This window comes from Sphingosinicella sp. CPCC 101087, from assembly GCF_004151485.1.
GTDB lineage: Bacteria > Pseudomonadota > Alphaproteobacteria > Sphingomonadales > Sphingomonadaceae > Allosphingosinicella.
Genome location: NZ_SBFF01000006.1, coordinates 45,273 through 69,540 on the forward strand (window position 1 = coordinate 45,273; position 24,268 = coordinate 69,540).

General features: G+C 66.6%; 23 protein-coding genes and 2 tRNA genes. 9 read left to right on the forward strand and 16 right to left on the reverse strand.

The genetic code is table 11. From position 1 onward, the window contains the following. Window positions 1-10: 10 nt before the first annotated feature. On the forward strand, window positions 11-394 hold the full coding sequence (locus EKM57_RS10410) for a thioesterase family protein (RefSeq protein WP_129792441.1): 384 nt from the start codon (window positions 11-13) through the stop codon (window positions 392-394). Window positions 395-489: 95 nt separating this feature from the next. Here the strand turns inward: EKM57_RS10410 and EKM57_RS10415 are convergent. The 5 genes from EKM57_RS10415 to EKM57_RS10435 all read right to left on the reverse strand — a co-directional run bounded on the left by EKM57_RS10415 (window position 490) and on the right by EKM57_RS10435 (window position 5,308). Then, a tRNA-Pro gene (locus EKM57_RS10415) sits at window positions 490-566 on the reverse strand. Window positions 567-716: 150 nt separating this feature from the next. Beyond that, window positions 717-791 (reverse strand) — tRNA-Ile (locus EKM57_RS10420). Between the two features lie 72 nt (window positions 792-863). After that, window positions 864-2,522, reverse strand: coding sequence for a histidine kinase dimerization/phospho-acceptor domain-containing protein (locus EKM57_RS10425; protein ID WP_129792442.1), 1,659 nt, complete (start codon window positions 2,520-2,522; stop codon window positions 864-866). Between the two features lie 190 nt (window positions 2,523-2,712). Continuing rightward, on the reverse strand, window positions 2,713-3,972 hold the full coding sequence (locus EKM57_RS10430) for a hypothetical protein (protein WP_129792443.1): 1,260 nt from the start codon (window positions 3,970-3,972) through the stop codon (window positions 2,713-2,715). 61 nt (window positions 3,973-4,033) lie between these two features. After that, window positions 4,034-5,308 carry a hypothetical protein gene (locus EKM57_RS10435; RefSeq protein WP_129792444.1) on the reverse strand — a complete coding sequence of 425 codons (1,275 nt, stop codon included), beginning with the start codon at window positions 5,306-5,308 and terminating at the stop codon, window positions 4,034-4,036. A 329-nt stretch (window positions 5,309-5,637) separates the two neighbouring features. Between EKM57_RS10435 and gyrA the strand changes: the two genes are divergently transcribed. Continuing rightward, complete coding sequence (gene gyrA / locus EKM57_RS10440; protein ID WP_129792445.1) at window positions 5,638-8,433, forward strand: DNA gyrase subunit A; 2,796 nt, start codon at window positions 5,638-5,640, stop codon at window positions 8,431-8,433. A gap of 37 nt (window positions 8,434-8,470) precedes the next feature. On the opposite strand, the gene EKM57_RS10445 is transcribed toward gyrA, so the two are convergent. Together EKM57_RS10445 and EKM57_RS10450 are read right to left on the reverse strand one after the other, a co-directional pair. After that, complete coding sequence (locus EKM57_RS10445; protein ID WP_129792446.1) at window positions 8,471-8,902, reverse strand: DUF488 family protein; 432 nt, start codon at window positions 8,900-8,902, stop codon at window positions 8,471-8,473. Next, the gene (locus tag EKM57_RS10450) at window positions 8,899-9,297 is read right to left on the reverse strand and encodes a VOC family protein (protein WP_129792447.1); all 399 of its coding nucleotides are present in this window, start codon (window positions 9,295-9,297) and stop codon (window positions 8,899-8,901) included. The genes EKM57_RS10445 and EKM57_RS10450 overlap by 4 nt, the downstream gene beginning before the upstream one ends. A gap of 85 nt (window positions 9,298-9,382) precedes the next feature. Here EKM57_RS10450 and trmFO point away from each other — a divergent pair, with 85 nt between their 5' ends. Beyond that, window positions 9,383-10,711, forward strand: coding sequence for a methylenetetrahydrofolate--tRNA-(uracil(54)-C(5))-methyltransferase (FADH(2)-oxidizing) TrmFO (gene trmFO, locus EKM57_RS10455; RefSeq protein WP_129792448.1), 1,329 nt, complete (start codon window positions 9,383-9,385; stop codon window positions 10,709-10,711). Further along, window positions 10,708-11,460 carry a ThuA domain-containing protein gene (locus tag EKM57_RS10460; RefSeq protein ID WP_129792449.1) on the forward strand — a complete coding sequence of 251 codons (753 nt, stop codon included), beginning with the start codon at window positions 10,708-10,710 and terminating at the stop codon, window positions 11,458-11,460. The genes trmFO and EKM57_RS10460 overlap by 4 nt, the downstream gene beginning before the upstream one ends. 28 nt (window positions 11,461-11,488) lie before the next feature. Here the strand turns inward: EKM57_RS10460 and EKM57_RS10465 are convergent, their stop codons facing one another. From EKM57_RS10465 to eno, 6 genes are all read right to left on the reverse strand, one after another. Next, a complete protein-coding gene (locus EKM57_RS10465) occupies window positions 11,489-11,929 on the reverse strand; it encodes a hypothetical protein (RefSeq protein ID WP_129792450.1) in 441 nt (146 codons plus the stop codon). A gap of 60 nt (window positions 11,930-11,989) precedes the next feature. Next, a complete protein-coding gene (locus tag EKM57_RS10470; protein WP_129792451.1) occupies window positions 11,990-12,643 on the reverse strand; it encodes a squalene/phytoene synthase family protein in 654 nt (217 codons plus the stop codon). A gap of 132 nt (window positions 12,644-12,775) precedes the next feature. After that, on the reverse strand, window positions 12,776-14,209 hold the full coding sequence (locus tag EKM57_RS10475) for a pyruvate dehydrogenase complex E1 component subunit beta (RefSeq protein WP_129792452.1): 1,434 nt from the start codon (window positions 14,207-14,209) through the stop codon (window positions 12,776-12,778). Then, window positions 14,209-15,285: a pyruvate dehydrogenase (acetyl-transferring) E1 component subunit alpha gene (gene pdhA, locus EKM57_RS10480; RefSeq protein WP_129792453.1), complete on the reverse strand. Its 1,077-nt coding sequence runs from the start codon at window positions 15,283-15,285 to the stop codon at window positions 14,209-14,211. Before pdhA ends, EKM57_RS10475 begins: the two co-directional genes overlap by 1 nt. 270 nt (window positions 15,286-15,555) lie before the next feature. Continuing rightward, complete coding sequence (locus EKM57_RS10485) at window positions 15,556-15,861, reverse strand: septum formation initiator family protein (protein ID WP_243450989.1); 306 nt, start codon at window positions 15,859-15,861, stop codon at window positions 15,556-15,558. Between the two features lie 139 nt (window positions 15,862-16,000). Further along, on the reverse strand, window positions 16,001-17,275 hold the full coding sequence (eno, locus tag EKM57_RS10490; protein WP_129792455.1) for a phosphopyruvate hydratase: 1,275 nt from the start codon (window positions 17,273-17,275) through the stop codon (window positions 16,001-16,003). 159 nt (window positions 17,276-17,434) lie between these two features. Here eno and EKM57_RS10495 point away from each other — a divergent pair, with 159 nt between their 5' ends. From EKM57_RS10495 to EKM57_RS10515, 5 genes are all read left to right on the forward strand, one after another. After that, entirely contained in the window at window positions 17,435-18,046 is a 612-nt protein-coding gene (locus EKM57_RS10495) for a hypothetical protein (RefSeq protein ID WP_129792456.1), read from the forward strand. A 3-nt stretch (window positions 18,047-18,049) separates the two neighbouring features. Further along, window positions 18,050-18,433, forward strand: a complete 384-nt coding sequence (locus EKM57_RS10500; RefSeq protein ID WP_129792457.1) for a phage holin family protein — start codon at window positions 18,050-18,052, stop codon at window positions 18,431-18,433. Then, window positions 18,430-18,819, forward strand: coding sequence for a DUF3618 domain-containing protein (locus tag EKM57_RS10505; RefSeq protein ID WP_129792458.1), 390 nt, complete (start codon window positions 18,430-18,432; stop codon window positions 18,817-18,819). The genes EKM57_RS10500 and EKM57_RS10505 overlap by 4 nt, the downstream gene beginning before the upstream one ends. Further along, complete coding sequence (locus EKM57_RS10510; RefSeq protein WP_129792459.1) at window positions 18,819-19,232, forward strand: hypothetical protein; 414 nt, start codon at window positions 18,819-18,821, stop codon at window positions 19,230-19,232. The genes EKM57_RS10505 and EKM57_RS10510 overlap by 1 nt, the downstream gene beginning before the upstream one ends. 91 nt (window positions 19,233-19,323) lie before the next feature. Next, window positions 19,324-19,548, forward strand: coding sequence for a DUF4170 domain-containing protein (locus tag EKM57_RS10515; protein WP_129792460.1), 225 nt, complete (start codon window positions 19,324-19,326; stop codon window positions 19,546-19,548). A gap of 144 nt (window positions 19,549-19,692) precedes the next feature. Here EKM57_RS10515 and EKM57_RS10520 read toward each other — a convergent pair whose 3' ends face one another. The 3 genes from EKM57_RS10520 to carB all read right to left on the reverse strand — a co-directional run bounded on the left by EKM57_RS10520 (window position 19,693) and on the right by carB (window position 24,267). Continuing rightward, window positions 19,693-20,334: a rhomboid family intramembrane serine protease gene (locus EKM57_RS10520; protein WP_129792461.1), complete on the reverse strand. Its 642-nt coding sequence runs from the start codon at window positions 20,332-20,334 to the stop codon at window positions 19,693-19,695. Window positions 20,335-20,359: 25 nt separating this feature from the next. After that, entirely contained in the window at window positions 20,360-20,839 is a 480-nt protein-coding gene (gene greA, locus EKM57_RS10525) for a transcription elongation factor GreA (RefSeq protein WP_129792462.1), read from the reverse strand. A gap of 74 nt (window positions 20,840-20,913) precedes the next feature. Continuing rightward, a complete protein-coding gene (carB, locus tag EKM57_RS10530; protein ID WP_129792463.1) occupies window positions 20,914-24,267 on the reverse strand; it encodes a carbamoyl-phosphate synthase large subunit in 3,354 nt (1,117 codons plus the stop codon). Window position 24,268: the final 1 nt, after the last annotated feature.

A 24,268-nucleotide genomic window follows, 5' to 3' on the forward strand; every position in this document is an offset into this window, starting at 1 on the left:
GGAAGCTGGCATGTTCCGCCACGCCATCGGGATCGCCCCTGCCGACATCGACCATATGGGGCACGTTAACAATTCCGTTTACCTGCGCTGGGTGCAGGAAGCGGTGATCTCCTACTGGCAGAAGGTGGCGCCGACCGACGCGGTCGCCGCTCATCTATGGGTCGCGCTCAAGCACGAAATCACCTATCGCAAACCCGCCTTCCTCGATGACGTCGTGGTCGCCGATGTAATTGCCGAAAAAGTGCAGGGCGCACGCGCCTTCTTCAAAACCATCATAAAACGGGGCGAGGAAGTGGTTGCCGAGGTCCACAGCAGCTGGTGCTGCCTCGACGCCACGACTCGACGTCCGGCACGGCTGGGGCGCGATGTGGTGAGGCGGTTCCTGCCGGAATAGGCGGTTCGGCGCGTTGTTTTCCCAAGCGGGACATCCGGTCGCGGCCGCTGGAACCGGAGCCGGCCGGGCAAGGGCGGGACGTCCGTGACGGTAAGTGGTCGGGGAGACAGGATTCGAACCTGCGACCCTCTGCTCCCAAAGCAGATGCGCTACCAGGCTGCGCTACTCCCCGCCCTCGCCGCTACGCGGCCTCGGCGGGCAAGCCCGCCAAAGGCGATAACCACTTCGCGGCTTCGGCGGGCAGTCCACCTAGGCCGCATAACGTCCCTACTTCATGGCTCCAGGCTGATTTGCCAACCGAAGCTCCGGAAGGAGCGAAGGCTGGTGGGCCCGGCAGGATTCGAACCCGCAACCTAGCCGTTATGAGCGGCCGGCTCTACCATTGAGCTACAGGCCCATTCCCCGAAGCCGGATGCGGATAGCGCAGCGGGACCGCGGATGCCACTACATCGTGCGCGGATATGCGCTTTCAAGCGCCGCCCTCGCCCTTCCCCGCCGCCGGCGGAGCTTCGACGAGGGCCGGCAAATAGAGCGAGATGCGCTCGTCGCCGATCAGCAAGGCGCCCCCGACCGCCTCGGCGAGATTGCGCACCAGGCGCAGCGCGAAGCCGAGGCCGAGCGCCGGCGCGTCGGGCCAATCGCCCTCCGGGCTGTAGCCCGGGTCGAGCAAGGCGCTCTCGTCGAACCCGTCGATCGCCTGGGGCCGATCGACCGACAGATGAAGCATCGGCCGATTGCCTCTGCGCACCAGCGCGATCTCGGTTGCGATCGTCTCATTCTCGCCGGCGAGGCCGATCGTCGCCGCAAGCAGGCGGGCGAACATCCGTTCCACCGCGCCCGGCTCTACCTGGGCCGGCGGCAATTCGGGCGCGATCGCCAAAGCCAAGCGCGATCCTCGCTGGGCAGCGATCCGCTCGTAGGATTCGTGGAGCCGGCCGAGCAGAGCGGCCGCGTCGACTGCGCTCGCGTCGAGATCGAGGCGGCGGGTCTCGATGCGGGCCGCCGTGTCGAGATCGTCGACCGCCGACAGCAGCCTGCGGGCCTGGTCCATGATCTCCCCGGCCCGACCGCGATAAGGGCTCGGCGCCGGCCCCAAAAACTGTCCTTCGATCATCTCCGCAAAACCGATGATGGCATTCAGCGGGGTCCGAAGCTCATGGATGAGCTGGCGCAGCGAATCGGCCGGAAGCTGCGGACCAAAAAGGCCCGAAGGCGAAGGCGCATCGCTTCGGGCGGTTTCGTCCAGCCGAGGGCGTCGTGCGGTTCCGCGATAGCCGAGGAAGTTGCCGCGATGTGGATCGAAATAAGGAACGCCCGAGATGCGCCAGTCACCCGAAGCGGCCCCTGCCCCGGCAACGCTCAGGCGCGCATCGCGGAACGGCGCGCGCTTCTCGAACGCGCCGGCCACCTGTCCGTCGACGCCATGCTGTCCCAGGCCGGCGATGACGGCCAGGCTCTGGCCGACCAAGGCCTCGCGCGGAGCGCCCTCCACCCAGCGAAGGATTCCGTCCGTGCCGGTCTCCCAGCGAAAGCTTTCGGCGAATGCCTCTTCCTCGGGAATCCGCTCTGCCTCGCGATCTTCCTCCCGGCGGCGGCGGAAGGCCTCGATCCGTTCGACCAACTCTTGGATCTGGGATTCCTCATGCTCGGCGGGGGCGGGCGGCGGCGCGCTCAACTCCGGCTCCGCGACCCCGCCTTCGAGCACATAATCGCTCGACCCGAAGGCGCCGAGCGCCGCATTGACCTCCCGGGGCAAGTCGCGGCGGTGACGGAGCAAGGCCCGCGCCGCGGGACCGAGCTTCGGCAGCAAGGCGAGCCATTCGTCGGCGCGAAGCCGCGCGCCGGCGATCAGAGGCGCCGCGACCGAGGGAGCGTCCTCGGCGAAGAAAGCGACGAGATCGGGGTGGACGGCAAGGCCGGACAGCGCCCGAGCCGTCTCGCGGCGCGTGTCTGCATCCAGCGCCGACCGATGTTCGCGCAGCCAGTCATAGGCCCGCGCCGTCGCTTCCGGATCGCCGGTGCGGCGCTGGGCAAGCAGATCCACGAGCTGGCGCCACCTTATCCCCCGCTTGTCCGGTGGGCCGGCCGGCTGGGCCAGCACCGTCGCGATCATGTCGTCGAATCGCATCTTCGTTCCGGCCCGGCGGTCCCTCTGGCGTGCGGGTCTATCGGTAACCCTGCCGTCGGGCGCGCGAAAGGGCGGAATTCTGCGCGTCGCAAAGTGGGACGACGGCGAATATCGCCAACGAAAAAGGGGGCGCCGACCCAAGCCGGCACCCCCTTCTTACTCGGTCCCGCATCGGACGCGGGAAGGCAGCTCAGGCCGCCCGCGACAGCCAAAGGCGCCAGAAGTTGGCAAGCTCGGATCGCGGACCGATCACCGCCTGAAAGGCAGCCTCGGCCTCAGCGCGCTGACCGGCCCGTGCCAGGGCTGCACCGAGGCGGGTATTGACGACATTCGCGTCAACCCCGCCCTTCTCGAGCGCCGCGCGGTAGAGTTCGGCGGCCTGGGCATATTCGCCGTAACCGTAATAAGCGTCGCCGAGCCGTAGCACCGCCTCGCCATTGCTTCCCGCCAGGGCTCGGGTCCGCTCAGCCGGCAGCGACTGGCGATCCTCCGCGATGCGACGTTCGGCCGCGGCAAGCATCTCGCGCGCGTAAGCGGCATTGCCGGTAATCGCGTTGCGCGCGAGGCCCTGCTCGAGCGCGGACTTGACCTCGCCGAACATCGCGCCGCGCTGGGCGGCCTCGGCATATTCGATGAAGTCGCGCTCGCTGGTCAATGCCTGGGCCGCGCTCATCAACCGGTAGAAATCGAGGTGGAGCGGCTGCTCGACCCCGCCGACTTCACGGTAGATGGCCAGCGCGTCGCGCCAGTTGGTCGGGTTGGGATAAGCTGTGACGAGCTCGCGCGCCAAGGTCAGGGTCTCTGGCAGGCGTCCCTCATAGGCCAGCGCCAGCACCCGCTTGCGAAGCTCCTCGGAGACGGGCTGCCCGGCGGCCTGCTGGACTTCCATCGCTCGGCGATATTCCTGCAGCGCCCCGGCACGGTCGTTGTTCCGAAGCTTCAGGTCGGCGGAGCGGATGATCACGTTGGGATCATTGGGGTTGAGTCCGGCGATCCGCGCCATCGCCCGCTCGGCCTTGGCGGTGTCGCCCGCCTGGATGGCGAAGCGCATCTGATTGTCGAGCAGGTTCGGCAGTTCGTGCGCCTGAGCGCCGCCCGAATCGATCAGGGCGTCGACCGCCTGCGCCTGCAGCTGGCTGTTGTTGGTGCCGAGGCCGATCCGAAGCATGATCTGGCCGACCAGATATTTGGCATCGGCGCTCTGCGCCGCCGCCTGGGCGGCCGGAAGCGCAGCCTGTGCGGCGGCCCAGTCGCTCGTACCGATCGCCGTGAGCGCGGGCGCAAGCGCGGCGCGCTCCGCCCGGCTCAGATCATATTCGCGCTCGGGCTGGGCCGGCTGCCCGCTTTGCTGCTGCCCCTGCGCCCGCTGCGCAAAAGCCGGCGCGGCCGTGAAGGTGGTCGCCGCGGTCGTGATGAGCGCCGCGATCAGGGTGGCACGGGTCGTCTTCATCCGAAATCGTCTCCTGTGGGTCGTCGTGGGGGTCGGGGGTTCCGGGTTGGTGTCGGCGGTGTCAAGCCGGACGACGTGCAAGCCAGGCGAGCCAGAAGGCGGCGAGGTCGGCACGCGGCCCGGTCACCGCCCGAAGTGCGGCTTCCGCCTCGGCCCGCTGGCCGGCAAGCGCAAGCGCGGCGCCAAGGCGGGTGTTGACGAGATTGGGATCCTCCCCGCCCTTCTGAAGGGCGGCTCGATACAGCTCGGCGGCCTCCGCATATTGACCGAAGCCGAAATGGGAATCGGCCGCAGCCCGCGCCGCGGCGCCGGTGGCGGCGGCAAGCGCCTGGGTGCGCGCGCGCGCCAAGCCGTTCCGCTCGGAAGTCGCGCGCCGGTTGTTTGCCGTCGTCATCTGGCGGACGACCGGCTCGGTCGCCGAAAGCATGCCGCGGGCGACGCCCTCCTCGAGAACCGCCTTCTCCTCACCGGCGAGTTCGGCCTCACGGAGCCCCTCGGCGAACTCGAGATAGTCGCGCTCGCCGCTCAAGGCCTGGGTGGCGCGGAGCAGCCGACGAATATCGAGGTCGAGGGCCGGATCGGGCTGCGAGGCCTGCCGGTAAAAATGCAGGGCATCGCGCCAGTTGACCGGCGTCGGATAGGAGGCAACCAGTCCACGGGCGAGCGCGACGTTTTGCGGTGTCATTCCATGGTCGAAGGCAATCGCCATCGAGCGCTTGTACCAGCTCTCGGGCACCGCCTGGCCGGAGGCCTGTTGCAGCTGGATCGCCCGGTTCAGCAGGACCAGCGATTCCTGGAACTGAGCCTGCGCCTCCGGCCGACGTCCGCCGCGAATCAGGGCGGATCCGATCTGGGATTTGATCTGGGCATAGTCGGCGATCAGCACCGCATTGTTCGGCTGCAGTTCGACCGCCTGTGCGAGCAGCCGCTCGGCGCGCGGATGCTCTCCCTCGAAGAAGGCCCGCGTCGCTTGCGAGGCGAGCAGGGACGGCAATTCCTCGCTGGTTGCGTTTCCGCTGCTGACCAGGGCGTCGACCGCCGCCGCGCCGAGCGCAGCATCCTGGCGGGCTTGGGCGATCTCGAGCTGGTAATGGGCCAGCGCGTGACGGGCGTCGGCGCTCTGAGCCACCGGGCGGGCTGCGGCGAGAGCGGCGTCCTGCGCGGCGCGATCGCTGCCGCGGGCCGCGGCCTCGAGTGCCTGCAAGGCGGTCCGCTCTTCCCGGGTCAGGTCCAGCGTGTGTCCGGCGGGCTGCTGTGCCATGGCGAGAGTGGCTGGAAGGATCGCGACGCCGCAAGCCACCCGCATCGCAGCACGCGCGATCGTCGAAACCTTCATGAAAGGAGCCTCCCTCTATCCCTGCGCCTTGCCCGGCGGGGTGTGGCTTCTACAGCCATATAAGGAGGCTTTCTAGAGGCGGGGCAATGAATGCTGCTTGAACCGCGATGGAAGGAAAGCTTGCATAAAAGCAACGACTTATTGGATCGTCAGAACCGCAACCAGCCTCGCGCGCGCGTACGCGTGCGCGGGGTGGCGCTCGCCGCCCCCTTCGGCTAGAGCCGGCATCCGAAGATCGCGTCATGCCGCGGGGCCGATAGGCCCGTTGCCGATGCGGTCGTTCCGCCGCGCTTCGGCGCTCCGTTCGCACAAATATTCAGGAACCACCATTGGCCAGCGCCCCGCCGACCATCGAGCCCAACGACATTTCCCCCATCTCCATCGTCGAGGAGATGAAGACCTCCTATCTCGACTATGCGATGTCGGTAATCGTCGCACGGGCTCTGCCCGACGTGCGCGACGGCCTGAAGCCGGTTCACCGCCGGATCCTCTATGCCTGCCAGGAAGGCGGCTTCGTCCCCGGGCGACCCTACCGCAAATCGGCGAAGATCGTCGGCGACGTGATGGGCAATTACCACCCGCACGGCGACAGCGCGATCTACGACGCGCTCGCCCGAATGACCCAGGACTGGTCGATGCGCGTCCCGCTGATCGACGGCCAGGGCAATTTCGGATCGATGGATCCCGATCCGCCGGCATCCATGCGCTACACAGAGGCCCGGCTGGCGCGGGTCGCGATGACCCTGCTCGACGATCTCGACAAGAACACGGTCGACTTCACGCCCAATTATGATGCGTCCCGCGAAGAGCCGCAGGTCCTGCCTGCGCGCTTCCCGAACCTGCTGGTGAACGGCGCCGGCGGGATTGCGGTCGGAATGGCGACCAACATCCCGCCGCACAATCTCGGCGAGGTCATCGCCGCGTGCAAAGCCTATATGGACGATCCCTCCATCACCGTCGAACAGCTGATGGAGCATATTCCTGCGCCCGATTTTCCGACGGGACCCCTGATCCTCGGCCAAGCCGGGTGCAGGGCCGCCTACCATACAGGCCGCGGATCGATCATCATGCGCTCGCGCCACGAGATCGAGGAAAGCCGCGGCGACCGCCGATCCATCGTCCTCACCGCCATTCCCTTTCAGGTCGGCAAGAACGGCCTGGTCGAGCGGATCGCCGAAGCGGCCAAGGACAAGCGCATCGAGGGGATCAGCGACATACGCGACGAATCCAACCGCCTCGGCGTGCGGATCGTCATCGATCTCAAGCGCGATGCGACCCCGGAGGTCGTCCTGAATCAGCTCTGGCGGCACACGCCGGCCCAGTCGAGCTTCCCCGCGAACATGCTTGCGATCCGCGGCGGGCGGCCCGAGACGCTCAACCTCAGGGACATCATCGAATCCTTCGTGCGGTTCCGGGAGGAGGTGATCACCCGTCGGGCCAAGTTCGAACTGGCCAAGGCGCGGGAACGGGCTCATCTGCTGCTCGGACTGGTCATCGCCGTCACCAATCTCGACGAGGTGGTCCGGATCATCCGCGCCTCCGCCTCGCCGGCCGAAGCGCGCGCCGCCCTGCTGGCGCGGGAATGGCCGATCGCGGAGATCGCGCCCTATATCGCCCTCGTCGAAGCGGTCGAGCATGAGGTCGACGGCGATTCCTACCGGCTTTCCGAGGCCCAGGTCCGGGCCATCCTCGAGCTGCGGCTACACCGACTGACCGCACTCGGTCGCGACGAGATTGCCGGCGAGCTGCGCGAGCTCGCGGCCTCGATCGGGGCCCTGCTCGAGATTCTCGCCGACCGGGTCAAGCTCTATGCGGTGATGCGCCAGGAGTTCGACGAGATCGCCGAGGCCTATGCGTCCCCGCGCCTGACGGAGATCGCGCCCGCGGCCGACGGGATCGACGACGAGGATCTGATCGAGCGCGAGGAAATGGTCGTGACCGTGACAATGGGCGGCTACATCAAGCGCACGCCGCTGGACGCCTTTCGTGCCCAGCGCCGTGGCGGCAAGGGCCGTTCGGGCATGGCGACCAAGGAAGAGGATGTGGTCACGAATCTTTTCGTGACTTCGACCCACTCGCCGGTCCTCTTCTTCTCGACCCACGGCAAGGTCTACCGCTTGAAGGTCTGGCGGCTTCCGGAAGGTGCACCGCAGGCGCGCGGACGGCCGATGGTCAACCTGCTGCCGCTGGCCGAAGGCGAGACGATCTCGACCGTGCTGCCGCTTCCCGAAGACGAGGAGGAGTGGAAGAACCTCCATGTCGTCTTCGCCACCGCGAAGGGCGGCGTGCGCCGCAACAGCATGGACGCATTCGCCAACGTACCCACGGCCGGCAAGTTCGCCATGCGCTTCGACGAAGGCGACGACGACAGCCTCGTGGGGGTCGCCTTGTTGAGCGAGGACGACGATATCCTGCTGGCTACGCGCGGCGGCAAGGCGATCCGCTTCGCCGCGACCGACGTGCGCGAGTTCCAGAGCCGCACCTCGACCGGCGTGCGGGGCATGACCCTGGCCAAGGGCGACGAGGTGATCTCATTGTCGATTCTCCATCGGGTGGGGACCAGCCAGGAGGAACGCGAGGAATATCTGCGCTTCGCGCCGTGGAAGGGCGAAAGAGAGGGCGCGTGCGGACTTTCGTCCGACCGCATGGCCGAACTGAGCGAGCGCGAGCAGTTCATTCTGACGGTGACCGCCAACGGCTATGGCAAGCGCAGCTCTGCCTATGAGTATCGCCGGACCAATCGAGGCGGGCAGGGTATCGTCAATATCGACACCTCCGAGCGCAACGGCCATGTCGTGGCGAGCTTCCCGGCCCGGAACGGCGAGCAGATCATGCTGGTCACCGACCAGGCCAAGATGATCCGCACGATGGTCGGCGACATCAGGATCATGGGACGCAACACCCAAGGCATCACCCTGTTCAGCGTCGCCGAAAACGAGCATGTCGTTTCGGCTGCCCGCATCGACGAGGAAGAGGAGCCGGAGAATCAGGCCGAAGAGATGGTGGCCGAGGAGATTGCCGACCGCGAGGACGAGCCGGGCGACCAGGTGACGCTCGATGACGGCACCGGTCCCGAAACGCTGCCCGACAGCCAGGAAGAGGAAGACGGCGAAGGCGAGCCGTAAGGCTTGGGCCGGGCCGCGGCCCTTGACGCCACGGCGATCAGGCGAACAGGTCCACCGCCTCCGCATCCGGGAGCAGCGCCTCGCGAAGCGGCGTGCGGTGGCATTGGCCAGGATCGCGCTCGAAGCAGAGCAGGGCGGCCGGCTTCTCCTCGACGAGCGCGACGAGGTGCGCGGCCTGGGCGGCGGCTTCCGGAGTGTCGAGCTGGGCGGCGTAGATCCGGTGCATTTCCGCAATCCGGCCCTTGCGCGCCGCCTCGCGGCCTTCCGGGGGCGTGCCGAGGGCCTTGAGATGCACATAGTCGATACCCGCTTCGGCAAGCCCGGCCGCCAGCACGTTCTTCGAGAATCCGGGCTTGCGCGAGAGCGGAACCGCGCGGACGTCGATCAGGCGCTCGACGCCGGCCTTGCGAAGCGCCGCGATCAGTTCGGCCTGGGTCGTGCCCTCATAGCCGATGGTGAAGATCCTCACTCCGGACCTGCCGGTTCGTGACAGACCGCCTCGACGTTGATCCCGTCGGGATCGAGCACGAAGGCGGCGTAGTAATTCTCCCCATATTCAGGGCGCAGCCCCGGACCGCCATTGTCGCGGCCGCCTGCGGCCAGGGCGGCGGCGTGGAACGCATCGACCCGATCGCGGCTCGCGGCGGTGAAGGCGACGTGGGTCCCCTCCCCCGTTCTCTCATTGTCGCCGATCCAGAAGAACGGATCGCCTTCGGTGCCGAAGCCGAGCACGGTGCCATTCGACCCGGACTGGTCCGGAGAGATTTCGTGCATCAGAGTGATGCCAAGCGGTCGCAGTGCCGCCTCGTAAAAGGCGCGCGAGCGGGCGGTGTCGGAAACCGCGAATCCGACATGGTCGAGCATGGCCTTCCTCCTTTCCGTCAACCGGATTAGAGCACAGCGGCTCCATTTCCGGAAACAGATCATCAGCCCCCAGGTTCAAGCCATCATGCCCCAACAGGTTCAAATTATCGGCGGCGGCCTCGCCGGGTCGGAGGCCGCCTGGCAGCTCGCCCAAGCCGGCATCCCCGTGCGATTGTCGGAGATGCGCGGCGGCGGCGGCATGACGCCGGCGCATCAGACCGATGGCCTCGCCGAACTGGTCTGCTCGAACAGCTTCCGGTCGGACGATGCCGAGAATAATGCCGTCGGGCTGCTTCATGCCGAGATGCGGGCCCTCGATTCACTGATCATGGCCGCGGCCGACTCCCACCGGGTGCCGGCGGGATCGGCGTTGGCCGTCGATCGCGACGGCTTCTCGCGCGAGGTCACCGACCGGATCTGCGCCCATCCTCTGATCGAGACCGTTCGGGAGCGGGTCGACGCCCTGCCGGCTTCCGGCCCTGCCATCGTCGCGACCGGGCCACTGACCAGCCCCGGACTTGCGGAGGCTATCCGCGCCGCGACGACGTCCGAAGCGCTGGCATTCTTCGACGCGATCGCGCCGATCGTTCATCGCGATTCAATCGACATGGACATTTGCTGGTTCCAGTCGCGCTGGGACAAGGGCGACACCAAGGATTATATCAACTGCCCGCTCGATCGGGACCAGTATCTCGCCTTTCGTCAGGGGCTGCTCGACGGCGAGAAGACCGAGTTCCGCGAGTGGGAGAAGGAGACGCCCTACTTCGAGGGCTGCATGCCGATCGAGGTGATGGCCGAACGCGGCGAGGATACGCTGCGCTTCGGCCCGATGAAGCCGGTCGGTCTCACCGACCCGCGCACCGGAAGGCGCGCTTACGCGGTCGTCCAGCTTCGGCAGGACAATGCCCTCGGCACGTTATGGAACATGGTCGGGTTCCAGACCAAGCTGAAGCATGCCGAGCAAGTGCGTCTGTTCAGAACCATACCCGGTCTCGAAAATGCCGAGTTCGCCCGGCTGGGCGGCCTTCATCGCAATACCTTCATCAACGCGCCCAGGCTGCTGGACCGGACGTTGCGCCTGAACGCGTCGCCCAACGTGCGCTTCGCCGGCCAGATCACCGGTTGCGAAGGCTATGTCGAATCGGCCGCGGTCGGGCTGCTCGCCGGCCGCTTCGCGGCGGCCGAGGTCAGGGGCGAGACGGTCCATCTGCCGCCGGCGGAGACCGCGCTCGGCGCCCTGCTCTTCCACATCACCGGCGGCGCCGACGAGGCGAGCTATCAGCCGATGAACGTCAATTTCGGCCTGTTCCCGCCGATCGAAGGCCGCGCGAAGAAGGCGGAGCGCAAGAAGCTCTACACGCAACGCGCTCGCCTCGCTCTGGCGGAGTGGCAAGGCCTGTCGGAACCGGCATGATCCGGGCGCTCCTGTCCCTGCTGCTGCTGCTTGCGGGCGGAACGGCTTTGAGCGCCGACCCAGGCCCCGGGCTAGAGGGAAAGCGCGTCCTGATCTTCAGCCACTCGACGGGCTTTCGGCACGAATCGATCGATGCGGCGGTGCCGTCCCTGCGGGCCGCGATTTCGGCAGCCGGCGGCGTCCCGATCGCGAGCGAAGATCCGGACATCTTCTCGTCCGAGCGGCTCGCCCGGCTCGACGCCATCATCCTCGTCAGCACCACTACCGACCGCCGCCGCCCGGAGAGCGAGTGGCTTTCGGGCGGCCGGCGTGACGCCTTCCAGGCCTTTGTCCGGCGCGGCGGCGGCGTGGTCGGGATCCACGCCGCATCCGATTCGCACTATCACTGGCTGTGGTATGGCGAGATGCTCGGCGGCCGCTTCCGCCGTCATCCGCCAGGCACAGCGCAGGGCCGGCTTCGCGTCGTCGATCCGGCTCATCCGGCAACGAAGCGGCTCGACCCGCAGTTCGGCCATCATGACGAATGGTATGTCATCGACGACCGCGACGCTTCGACGTCCCTGCTGCTCACGCTCGATCCCGCCTCCATCGGCGAGCCCGCCGGTCCGGACTGGCCGATCTCATGGGCGCGCGAGCATGAAGGCGGGCGGATCTTCTACACCGCCCTGGGTCATACGACCGAGGCCTGGTCCCAGCCTGCCATGATCAATCATGTATTGGGCGGACTGGAGTGGGTGCTGGACAGATAGCGCCACCACAGGAACATCTGCGAGCCCGTCAGCAGGCGCAATTCTGAGCCCGCGGACGGCGCGGTGGGGCCGTGGACGCGAATTCCTCTGGACTGAGGAAGTCGTCCCGATTGGTATTGGCGTCGGTGAACTTGTCCGAGGTCCGCACCGCCCACTCCTCGAAGCTCAGGCGCCCGTCGCGATCCCGATCGAGACGAGCGAAGGCGCTGCGGCGGGGATGGTAGAGTTCCTCGAGCGTGATGCGGCCGTCATCGTCGCGATCGGCCCGGTCGAAACGGCGTTCTTCGCGGGTCTGCGCATCGGAGGCGGGCGGAGTCGGCGGCGGCCCGCCGGTATCGGGCGCAGAGGATTCCGGGGGCGGCGGCGGCGGCAGCACGGTCTCCTCGTCCTGGGCGATGCCCTTCCAGGTGAAGAATCCCGCCGTGATCAGCAGCAACGCCGATCCCACTCCAGCGAAGAATCGCAGCATAGGTCCCCCTCCCATGGCAACGAGGCTAGCCCAGTGCGCGGCCTTCACCAAGATCGCGCATCACCGACCTGTAAGGCGGTGACGGAGCATCCGGATCACCCGCCGCGGGGAGCCCTGAGCCTCCAACGCGCCTCGCTCCGCATCGTCAAGCGCGAGGCGGGCGAGCATGCCGAGCGGGCGCAGCGGCACTGGCCAGCGGTCGAGGCCGCTGCGACCCCGGGCCGCGGCCAGGGCAGCCGCCGCTTCCTCAGGGTTCGAGCTGCGTCGAGCGAGATCCACGAGGGCCCAGGCTTCACCGCCCTCGACGACTGCCGGGTCGGCCAAGCCGAGCAGGCGCGCGGCCAAGGCGAATAATTGAGCGCCGCGGCCACGTGCATAGGTGTCGAGATCCTGCGCGGAAAGCGCGCCGGGCTCAGTCAGGACCGCCCAGCCGGCTTCCATCCCGGCCAGCTCGGCGCCGCGGACGCCTGCAGGAAGAATGTCGCGGGCCACCGCTTCGAGCACCGGCTCGCCAGGTGGACGCTCGTGGTCCAGCTTTTCGAGCGATTCGCGCCACCAGGCCAGCCGGATGCGGCTGATCATCGGCTCCCGACCGGTGGCGAGCACCGCGGCAAGCGCGGCATCAAGACGCCACAACGCCCCAAGCGCCGGACGCCGCGGTGCGGGGATGTAAGCGAGCGAAAGCTGCACCTCGGGATCGAGGTCCGGGATCATGGTTGCGAGAACACGGCCAGGCGATTCTCCCTGACTTTGTCATAGCGCGCAGGCCGGATCCCGACCGATCGGGCCCGTCCTTGTGCGCGGTGAGGTCGGAGAGAAGAGTCGGGAACGAAGACGCCCTGCGCCCTAGCGATAGCAGACCTTCTTCGCGGCCGCGACGACGTCCTCCGCCATGATCAGCGCCATCTTCTCGAGATTGGCGGCATAAGGCAGCGGCACGTCCTTGTCGGTGACCCTAAGGACCGGCGCATCCAGATCGTCGAAGCCTTCCTCCATTGCCACCGCCATCAGCTCCGAGGAGATCGAGCAGGCTGGCCAGCCTTCCTCCACGCAAACCATCCGGTTCGTCTTGGCGAGGCTTTTCAGCACCGTCGCCTTGTCGAGCGGCCGCAGAGTGCGAAGATCAATCACCTCGGCGTCGATGCCCTCTGCTGCGAGCGTCTCGGCGGCATCGAGCGCGACCCCGACACCGATCGAATAGCTGACCAGGGTCACGTCGCGGCCTTCGCGGGCGACCCGCGCCTTTCCGATCGGGAGGACATAGTCGTCGAGCTTCGGCACGTCGAAGCTCTGGCCGTAGAGCAATTCATTCTCGAGGAAGACGACCGGGTCCTCAGAGCGGATCGCCGCCTTGAGGAGCCCCTTTGCGTCCGCGGCCGAATAAGGCGCGATGACGACGAGGCCCGGGACCGAGGCATACCACGGACCGTAATTCTGGCTGTGCTGCGCGGCGACGCGAGCCGCTGCGCCGTTGGGGCCGCGGAAAACGATCGGGCAACGCATCTGGCCGCCCGACATGTAATTGGTCTTCGCCGCAGAATTGATGATGTGATCGATCGCCTGCATGGCGAAGTTGAAGGTCATGAATTCGACGATCGGCTTGAGCCCGCCCATTGCGGCGCCCGTGCCGACGCCGGCGAAGCCATATTCGGTGATCGGCGTATCGATGACACGGCGGTCGCCGAACTCGTCGAGGAGGCCCTGAGTCACCTTATAGGCGCCCTGATACTCGGCCACCTCCTCGCCCATCACGAAGACGCGTTCGTCGCGGCGCATCTCCTCGGCCATGGCATCGCGAAGCGCCTCGCGTACCGTCATTCGTACGAGTTCGGTGCCCTCGGGCACCTCCGGCTGGACTTGGCTATTCTCGGCAGAGGCGACGAGGTCGCGCGCACCGGTGTCCATCTGCTTCTGCGTCGCCTGCGACTCCGCCTCGGGCTCGGTCTTCTGATCGCTCGGCTGCTCGACCTTGCCGGTTTCGGCCTTCTCTTCCGACGGGGCGGCAGTGCCGTCCCCGTCAGTGGCCCCGGCGCTCTCGCCTTCTCCGGCGATGAGCGCGATGACGGTGCCGACCTTCACTTCGTCAGTGCCTTCGGGAACGAGGATCTTCGCGATCGTGCCTTCGTCGATCGACTCGAATTCCATGGTTGCCTTGTCGGTCTCGATCTCGGCCAGGATATCGCCGGAGGAGACGGTGTCCCCCTCCTTCACCAGCCATTTGGCGAGAGTCCCCTCCTCCATCGTCGGCGACAAAGCGGGCATCTTCAGTTCGATCGGCATCAGTAGCTCTCGACCAATACGTCGGTGTACAGTTCGGAAGGATCGGGCTCGGGCGCCTGCTCGGCGAAGTCGGCGGCCTCGGCGACGATCGCCTTGATCTCCTTGTCGATCGCCTTGAGCTCGTCCTCGCCCGCGCCCATCGCTTCCAGCTCGCGCTTGGCATGCTCGATCGGGTCCGACTTCTCGCGAACCGCCTGCACTTCCTCGCGCGACCGGTACTTAGCCGGATCAGACATGGAATGGCCGCGATAGCGGTAGGTCTTCAGCTCGAGCAGCACCGGGCCCTTGCCCGACCGAACCCAGTCGATCACGGTCTCGGCGGCACCGCGGACGGCAAGCACGTCCATGCCGTCGACCTGGATGCCGGGAATGCGGAAGCTCTCGCCGCGACGGTAGAGCTGGTCCTCGGCCGAGGAGCGGTTGACGCTCGTGCCCATCGCATATTGATTATTCTCGATCACGTAGATGATCGGCAGCTTCCAGAGCTCCGCCATGTTGAAGCTCTCATAGACCTGGCCCTGGTTGGCGGCGCCGTCGCCGAAATAGGCGAGGCAGACGCCTCCGTCATTCTCATATTTATGCTTGAAGGCGAGGCCGGTGCCGAGGCTGACCTGAGCCCCGACGATGCCGTGGCCGCCATAGAATTTATGGTCGACCGAGAACATGTGCATCGAGCCGCCCTTGCCTTTCGAGATTCCGGCGGCGCGCCCGGTCAGCTCGGCCATGATCACCTTGGGATCGAGCCCGTAAGCGAGCATGTGACCATGGTCGCGATAGCCGGTGATCACCGAATCCTTGTCGGTGTCGAGTGCCGACTGGAGCCCGACGGCGACTGCCTCCTGGCCGATATAGAGGTGGCAGAAGCCGCCGATCAGGCCGAGCCCGTAGAGCTGGCCGGCGCGTTCCTCGAAGCGGCGGATGAGCAGCATCTGCTTGTAGAGTTCAAGCAGTTCCTCGCGCGAGGCCTTGTAGCGCTCGGGCTCCGGCGGACGTTCGCGGTTCGGCCGGGCGGGCGTGGGCGCCGGGGCCGACTCCGTCTTCTTCCTGGGTGCGCGTGGGGACGCTGGCTTGGCCACTCTTCCCAACCCTTTCTTTTTGCGAGGCGACTGGCAGGCGGCTCTATGGCGGCAAACCGGCCGGGGTGCAACGGGGGCGGATCCTTCGGTCGTGAACGGTGAACTTGGGGCGTCCTTCGTCGTTTGCGGGAAGGAATCCGGCCCACCCTCATCGAGGGAAGGCTCGGGCTCGAGCCGGGCGAGCGGTCCCGATGTGCCGTAAATAGAACCAAACGGCCATTGGCGCAGCGAATGCAGAACGGCGCACGCCAGCGGCCGCGGCGAAAGCGGTCAGTGGCCTCCCGGCGGCGCCGGATCGTCGATTTCGATGATCACCTCGTCCGGCCGGACGAGCCCCAGCTCGCGCCGGACCAGCTCCTCGGCCAGGTCGGGATCGGCATGACGCGGATCGAGCAAGCTGGCGCGATGGGCGAGCCGCTCGCGCTCCGCCTCGAGCTGGGCCAGCTCGACCGCCCGCTCGGCCTTGATCCGGCGATAATCGCCCCAGGAAAGAACCCCGTTGTCGCCGACGATCGCATAACCCAGGAAGTTCGCGATCACGAGCAGGCCGAGCGCCGGCAGAGCCGCGCGCCGCATCAAGGCCAAAGGACTGTGAACCCCCGTCATCGCGCGCCGACAGAATCAGTAAAACAGCGGCGAATCAAGCCTTTTGCGCCGAGAGATGCAAAAATCCGGCAGTGCGCCCGCGCGATGCGACGGAAACTGCGACGGACCGTCAGCGCAGGGCGCCGCTGCCGGCGTAGCGGGCCACCTCGCCCAGCTCCTCCTCGATCCGCAGCAGCTGGTTGTATTTCGCCAGCCGGTCCGAACGCGCCAGGCTTCCGGTCTTGATCTGCCCGCAATTGGTGGCGACGGCGAGATCGGCGATCGTCGTGTCCTCGGTTTCGCCGGATCGGTGTGACATGACCGAGGTGTAACCGGCGCGATGGGCCGTTTCGACCGCCTCGAGCGTCTCTGACAGCGTCCCGATCTGGTTGACCTTGATCAGGATCGAGTTGGCAAGACCCCGTTCGATTCCCATCCGGAGCCGCTTCGGATTGGTGACGAAAAGATCGTCGCCGACCAGCTGGACCTTGCCGCCGATCCGGTCGGTCAGCGCCTTCCAGCCGTCGAGATCGTCCTCGGCCATGCCGTCTTCGATGGAACGGATCGGATATTCGCCGGCAAGCTGCGCCAGATAACTCGCCATCTCGTCCGGCGAGAGAGTGCGCCCCTCCCCCTCCATCCGATAAGCGCCGTCGCGATAGAATTCGGTCGCCGCGCAATCGAGGGCGAGGACAACCTCGTCGCCTGGCCGATAGCCGGCCTGCTCGACCGACTTCATGATGAAGTCCAGCGCATCGCGCGCCGAGGCGAGGTTGGGCGCGAAGCCGCCTTCGTCGCCGACCGCGGTCGACAGGCCGGCCTCGGCCAGTCCCTTCTTCAGCGTGTGGAAAATCTCGGCGCCGCAGCGCAGGGCCTCGGCGAAGGTCGGGGCGCCGATCGGCATCACCATGAATTCCTGGAAGTCGATCGGATTGTCGGCATGGGCGCCGCCATTGAGAATGTTCATCATCGGCACGGGCAAGGTGGCGGCCGCGACCCCGCCGACATAGCGATAGAGCGGCAGCCCGCGCGCCTCGGCGGCGGCCTTGGCCGCGGCCAGGCTCACGCCGAGAATAGCATTGGCCCCGAGGCGCGACTTGTTGTCGGTGCCGTCGAGCGCGATCAGGGCGGCGTCGATTTCGCTCTGGTCCTCGGCCTCCATGCCGACGATCGCCTCGGCGATTTCGCCGCGCACCGCCTCGACGGCTGCCTCTACACCTTTGCCGAGCCAGCGGGACTGGTCGCCGTCACGCTTTTCCACGGCCTCGTGGGCGCCGGTCGACGCGCCGGACGGGACGGCGGCGCGGCCAAGGCTACCGTCCTCGAGCAGGGCCTCGACCTCGACGGTGGGATTGCCGCGGCTGTCGAGAATCTGCCGTGCATGGAGGTGGACGATGGCGGTCATTTTGTTGCGGCCCCGATATGAGTTATGGGAAAGGTCACCGGCCGATTATCGGTCCCGGCAGGCGCATGCAACTTTCCCTTTCCGGCCTCGGAACGCATGCCGCAGGCCGGTGTTCTCGTCGGAGGAAGTTCATGTTTCCGACCAACAGTGGAGATGCATATGCCCCCGCGTGATCCCCAGCTGCCGGAAGGCACCGATACGATCGTCAATGGCGCTTCGGCCGAGGAAGGTGGCGGCGGCGAAAGCGGCGGCTTCGTCGGCAGTGGCAGCGGCGGCGGGAGCAGCCGCGGCAGCAGCACGTCGGGCGGAGCTGCGACGGACAAGCTGGTGAGCCAGGTCCGCGAGCATGCGGCGAGCCTTCGCGGCCAGGCAACCGACAAATTGCGCAGCGTCGCCGACGATGGCAAGGGCCGAGCGACCGGCCTGCTCGAAGAGATTGCCGGGATCATCGACGATGCCGCGCGCTCGATCGACGAGCGGCTCGGCGGAGAATATGGCGATTATGCGCATCGCGCGTCGGGCGCGGTCTCCTCTTTTGCCGGGCGGGTGCGCGAGAAGAGCGTCGAGGAGCTGGTCGACGACACGCGCGATCTCGTCCGCAAGAGCCCAACGGTGGCGCTCGCCGCCGCAGCGGTCGTCGGATTCGCGCTGATGCGGGTGGTCCGCACCGGCATGGAAGATGTCGGCGCATCCAATCGCACGAGCGACCGCGGGAACGGCGGCGCCCGGCGTAAGCCCAATGCGGACACGACCGCGGGCGGCGGGGCCTGACCCTTGGACTCACCGGCGCACGACCCGCGCGACGAAGCGATTGCCGATCTTCTGGGACGGCTGGTCGAGGATGGGCGCAACTATGCCCGGGCCGAAGTCGACCTTCTCAAGCGGATCGCCCGCCATCGCGCCGGCCGAGCCCGCAACGGACTGATCGTCGTTGCGGCAGGCGCCGTATTCCTTCTCTCCTCCCTTACGGCTCTGCTCCTCGGCCTGGTGCTCGGCCTCGCCGCGCTTATCGGCCCGGTGCTGGCCGGACTCGCCATCGCCGCCCTGCTGGCGGGGATCGGCTACTTGCTCATCCGCTCCGGCGCAGCAGGACTGCGTGCGCTTGGCGGCGACGAGGAGGAGCGACAGGCCCTATTGCGAGGCGAGACGATGCCATGAGCCTCGCGGAACTCGAGCAGGGCAAGCGCGAAGTCGCAGCGGCGCGGCGGCGGCTGGAGAGCACGCTCGGTGCGATTCAGCTTCGCCTTCAGCCCGCCAATCTCGCGGGTGAAGCCTGGGGCGGAGTCAAGGAGAAGGGCGCCGAGCTCGCCGACGGCGCGCTGACCGCGGTGAGGCAGCGGCCGGCCGCCGTCGGCGTGGCGCTCGGAGCGTTCGCGCTCTTCCTGGCGCGCGAGCCGCTCAAGCGGGCGATGACCCGACTGGTAGCGGGTGAGGAAGAGGATGCCGACGAAGGCATGATCGTCACCCGGATCGAAACCGATGATTCGAAGTTTACCGCGTCGGCGCCGATCGTCGATGCGGCCCTGACCGAAGGAGTGAAGTAATGGTTGCGAACAGTGAAACCGGCACCGCCACCGGCGACGGCGCGGCGCGCGGCGGCCGCGCCGCGGAAGCCTATCGGGCGGCGCGGGAACGGACCTACTCGGCTTATGAAACTGCGCGCGAGCGTGCAGCGGGAGTGACTCGCCAGGCGACCGACCAGATTGCGGTCTATCCGGTCGGCGCGGTTATCGGCGGGTTGGCAGTCGGCGCGCTGCTTGGATTCCTGCTTCCCGCGACCCGGCGGGAAGCTCAGCTTCTGGCGCCGACGGGGCGCAAGGTCACCGGCGCGGCGCGGGAGGCGGCGCAGCGCGGCCTCGATGCCGGAAAGCAGCAGATCGAAGAGATACGCAATCGCGCGACCCAGAAGGTCGGCGAGGCGGTCGTCGAGGCGGTCAGCGGCGGCGGCAAGGATTGAACGTGGTCGCGGCGCGTCCCTTCCGGGGGTTGCGCGCCGCGGCGATTCCCGCTTTGGGCAGGCGACGCCAGATCAGGAATATCGCCCGCTCATGACCAAATTGCATTTCGTTTTCGGCGGCCGCGTCAAGGATCCGCGCGGCCTCGAGTTCGACCTCTCGACCATCCACATGGTCGGCCTCTATCCGAATTATGCCAGCGCCTACGACGCCTGGCGCACCCATGCCCAGCGCACCGTCGACGATGCCGAGATGAAATATGTCGTCGTGCACCTTCATCGCCTGCTCGAGCCGGAGATGGACTCGGAGACGGAGTAAGGCTTGCAGGGATGGCCGCTGGAACGCGGTTGGTCCGTTCCGGGGTCTTCCAATCTCTATGCTTAACGAGGGCAGGCTGAGCGGCGAAGCCGACCATCGGTCATCCCGGTCGAGAACCCCGCTGGCGGCAACGGCGTCAGCGGGTCAAGCCCGCCTGTACCTCAGCAGCAGCAGCGGATTGGCGAGCAGCACGCCGACCAGGAAACCGCCGATATGGGCGCCGAAAGCGACCCCGATCGCCATGCTGGCGGCAGCGAAGCCCACGATAACGTTGAGCACGACCCAGGCGACCATCAGCCACAAGGCATTCAACCAGAGCGCCACCGTCGGGTGCGCAACCTTCACCTTGTTGCGGCCGAAAAGAATCGCATAGGCGCCGAGCACTGCGGAGATCGCGCCGCTCGCACCAACCATCGGCAGCACCGAGGCGGGAAAGAGAAGATAGTGGACCGCCGCCGCCGCATAGGCGCCCACGACATAAAGGATGCCGAATCCGACCGGCCCGACCACCGCCTCGGTCGGTCTCCCGCAGAACACCAGGATGATCAGATTGAAGATGACGTGGATCGGATTGCCGGCGTGAACCAGAGTGGCCGTGAGCGGTGTCAGCCAAACCGGCGCACCGGACGTATCTACCCCGGCGTCCACCCGCGCCGGGACGAAACCGGCCCAGACGATCGCCCAGTCGTTCAACCGGAGCAAGGCAAGCAGGATCCAAATCCCGCCCGTAACCAGCGTGAGAGCGAGCGTGACGCGCGCGGTGGCCCAGCTTTCGGGAGGACGCATGGGTCCAGCTACCCGACGGCCGGATTCAAATGAACTCGATCTTGGCGATCTCGAAATATTTGTCGCCCGACGGTGCCGAGAACTCCACCTCGTCGCCCACCGATCGGCCGATCAAGGCCCTACCCAGCGGCGAATTGTAGCTGATCCGGCCCGCCTTGGCATCGGCCTCGGTCTCACCGACGATCTGGTATTTGATGGGCTTGTCGTTCTCGTCCAGGAGGTGGACCGTCGCGCCGAACACGACCCGGTCTCCGGACAGCGTCGTCGGATCGATCACCATGGCGCGGCTCAGCCGGTCTTCGAGATCGGCGATCTGCGCTTCGACATGGCCCTGCCGCTCCTTTGCGGCATGGTATTCGGCATTTTCCGAAAGGTCGCCGTGGCCGCGGGCTTCCTCGATCGCGTCGATGATCGCCGGCCGCTCCACCATCTTCAGGTGGCGGACTTCGTTCTGAAGCTTCTGATAGCCTTCGGCCAGCATGGGGTGCTTGTCGACCGTCGCCATTCGCTTGTGCCTTTCGTCAAAACCCGGCTTGGGGCGATCCTCGCCGGGTCTCGCCTCACATCGTCTCGCGTTGTTCAGGATGGTGTTTCGGAAGCTGAGTAATAGTCCTGCAACGCCCGCACTTCAAGGCTGTGCTCCCTGCTGGCCGAGATGGCGCGCACCACGGCGGCGCTCGACGCCGCGGTCGTGAAGTAGGGAACCTTGAGGCTCACCGCCGAAGCACGGATCGAGGCGGAGTCGCGGTGGCTCTGCCAACCTTCGGTGGTGTTGAAGATAAGGTCGATCCCCCCGTCCTTGATCTTGTCGACGATATGCGGGCGGCCCTGTGCCACCTTGTTGACGCGCTCGACCTCCAGGCCCTGGGCGAGCAGATATTCGGCGGTGCCGCCGGTCGCGACGACCTTGTAGCCGAGGCCGAGCAGCACCCGGACGGGAGCGACGATCGCCGGCTTGTCGCTGTCCTTGACCGAGACGAACAGGCAGCCGCCTTCGGGCAATTCGACCCCGCCGCCTTGCTGTGACTTCAGGAATGCGGTGGCGAAGTCCTTCGCAATTCCCATTACTTCGCCGGTAGACTTCATCTCCGGTGACAATACCGGATCGATGCCGGGGAAGCGGGCGAAGGGGAAAACCGCTTCCTTGACGGCCACGTGCCCGAAGTCCCGCCGGATCGGCGGGAACGGAGCCTGCGCGGCGGCCAGCGTATCGCCCGCCATTACCCGGGCCGCGATCTTGGCGATCGGCGAGCCGATAGCCTTGGCAACGAACGGAACGGTTCGGCTGGCCCTCGGATTGACTTCGATCAAATAGACGACATCGTCCTTGACCGCGAACTGCACGTTCATCAGCCCCTTGACCTTCAGGGCCTTGGCGAGCGCCTTCGCCTGCCGCTCGATCTCGGCGATCGTCTCTTCTTCGAGGCTGTAGGGCGGAAGCGAGCAGGCGCTGTCGCCGGAATGGACGCCCGCCTCCTCAATATGCTGCATGACGCCGGCGATGACCACGTCCTTGCCGTCCGACAGGGCATCGACGTCGACTTCGATCGCATCCCTGAGATACTGATCGATGAGCACCGGGCTGTCGCCGGAGACCTGAACGGCGGTTTCGATATAATTTTCGAGCTGGCTCGGTGAATCGACGATTTCCATGGCCCGGCCGCCGAGCACGTAGCTCGGCCGCGTGAGCACCGGATAGCCGATCCGGTCGGCCACCGCGAGCGCTTCTTCCCGGCTGCGTGCAATGCCGTTGGCGGGCTGTCTCAGGCCCAGCCGGTCGACCAGGCCCGCGAAACGCTCGCGATCCTCGGCCAGGTCGATCGCGTCGGGCGAGGTGCCGAGGATCGGAATTCCGGCTTTCTCCAGCGCGGCGGCGAGCTTCAAGGGCGTCTGGCCGCCGAACTGGACGATGACTCCGACCAACTCGCCGCGCGACTTCTCGACATGCAGGATCTCGAGCACGTCCTCGACGGTCAACGGCTCGAAATAGAGCCGATCGGAGGTGTCGTAGTCGGTGCTCACCGTCTCCGGGTTGCAGTTGACCATGATCGTCTCGAATCCGGCATCGCCGAGCGCGAAGCAAGCGTGGCAGCAGCAATAGTCGAACTCGATCCCCTGGCCGATCCGGTTCGGGCCGCCGCCCAGGATGACGATCTTGCGGCGGTCGGAAGGCTGGCTCTCGTCCTCGGGCTCGCCGAACGACGGCGCCTCGTAGGTCGAGTACATATAGGGCGTCTTGGCTTCGAACTCGGCGGCGCAGGTATCGATCCGTTTGAACACGGGACGGACGCCGAGCCGATGGCGCAACGCCCTCACCTCCTCCTCCGTCGTGGCGCCGATCATCGCCTTCACGGCATCGTGGAGCAGACCGTGCGAGCGGGTCCGCATCTTGACCCCGCCGCCCGCGACGTTCGCGGACTTGAGCGCGAGCTCGGCGAGTCGGCGATCGGAGAATCCCATCGCCTTCAGCCGGCGCATGCCTTGCGCGTCGCGCGGCAGACCGTCGCGGCAAATCTCCTCCTCGACCTCGACAATCTCGCGAATCCGCTCGAGGAACCACGGGTCATAGCGGGTGATGGCGTGGATCTCGTCGACCGTGAGTCCTTCGCGCAGCGCCTGTGCGGCCACGAGCAGGCGATCGGGGCTGGGCCGGGCGAGCGCTTCCTCGATCTGGGCGCGCGGCGCCCCGTAGAGCGCTTTGATCCCGTCGAGGCCGATCAGGCCCGTTTCGAGGCCGCGTAGCGCCTTTTGCAGGCTCTCATGGAAGCTGCGGCCGATCGCCATCACCTCACCGACCGATTTCATTGCGGTGGTGAGCAGAGCCGGCGTGTCCTTGAACTTCTCGAAGGCGAAGCGCGGAATCTTGGTGACGACATAGTCGATCGTCGGCTCGAAGCTCGCCGGAGTGACGCCGGTAATGTCGTTCTGAATCTCGTCGAGCGTGTAGCCGACGGCCAGCTTCGCGGCGACCTTGGCGATCGGGAAGCCCGTCGCCTTCGACGCGAGCGCAGAGGAACGGCTTACGCGGGGATTCATCTCGATGACGACGAGGCGGCCGTCGTCGGGATTGACCGCGAACTGTACGTTGGATCCGCCCGTTTCCACGCCGATTTCACGCAGGCAAGCAATGCTTGCGTTGCGCATGATTTGATATTCCTTGTCGGTCAGGGTCAGCGCCGGCGCCACGGTGATCGAATCGCCCGTATGGATGCCCATCGGGTCGACATTCTCGATCGAGCAGATGATGATGCAATTGTCCGCTTTGTCGCGGACCACCTCCATCTCATATTCCTTCCACCCCAGCACCGATTCCTCGATCAGCACCTCGGTGGTCGGCGAGGCCTCGAGCCCGCCAGTGACGATGTCGAGGAATTCCTCGCGATTATAAGCGATGCCGCCGCCGGTTCCGCCGAGAGTGAAGCTCGGGCGGATGATCGCGGGCAGACCGATCGCATCGAGTGCCGCCATGGCGTCATCCACGCTGTGGGCGATCGCCGACCGCGGCGATTCGAGGCCGATCTTGTCCATCGCCTCGCGGAATTTGAGCCGGTCCTCGGCCTTTTCGATCGCCGCCGCGTCGGCGCCGATCATCTTTACCCCGAACTTTTCCAGGGTGCCGTCCTTGAAGAGGGCCAGCGCGGTGTTGAGCGCGGTCTGGCCGCCCATTGTCGGAAGCACGGCATCCGGCCGTTCCTTCTCGATGATCTTGGCGACATATTCGGGTGTGATCGGCTCGACATAGGTCGCGTCGGCCATCTCCGGATCGGTCATGATCGTCGCCGGATTGGAGTTGACCAAGACGATCCTATAGCCCTCCGCCTTGAGCGCCTTGGCCGCCTGCGTGCCCGAATAATCGAACTCCGCCGCTTGACCGATGACGATCGGGCCGGCGCCGATGATGAGGATGGAGGAGATGTCAGTACGCTTGGGCATG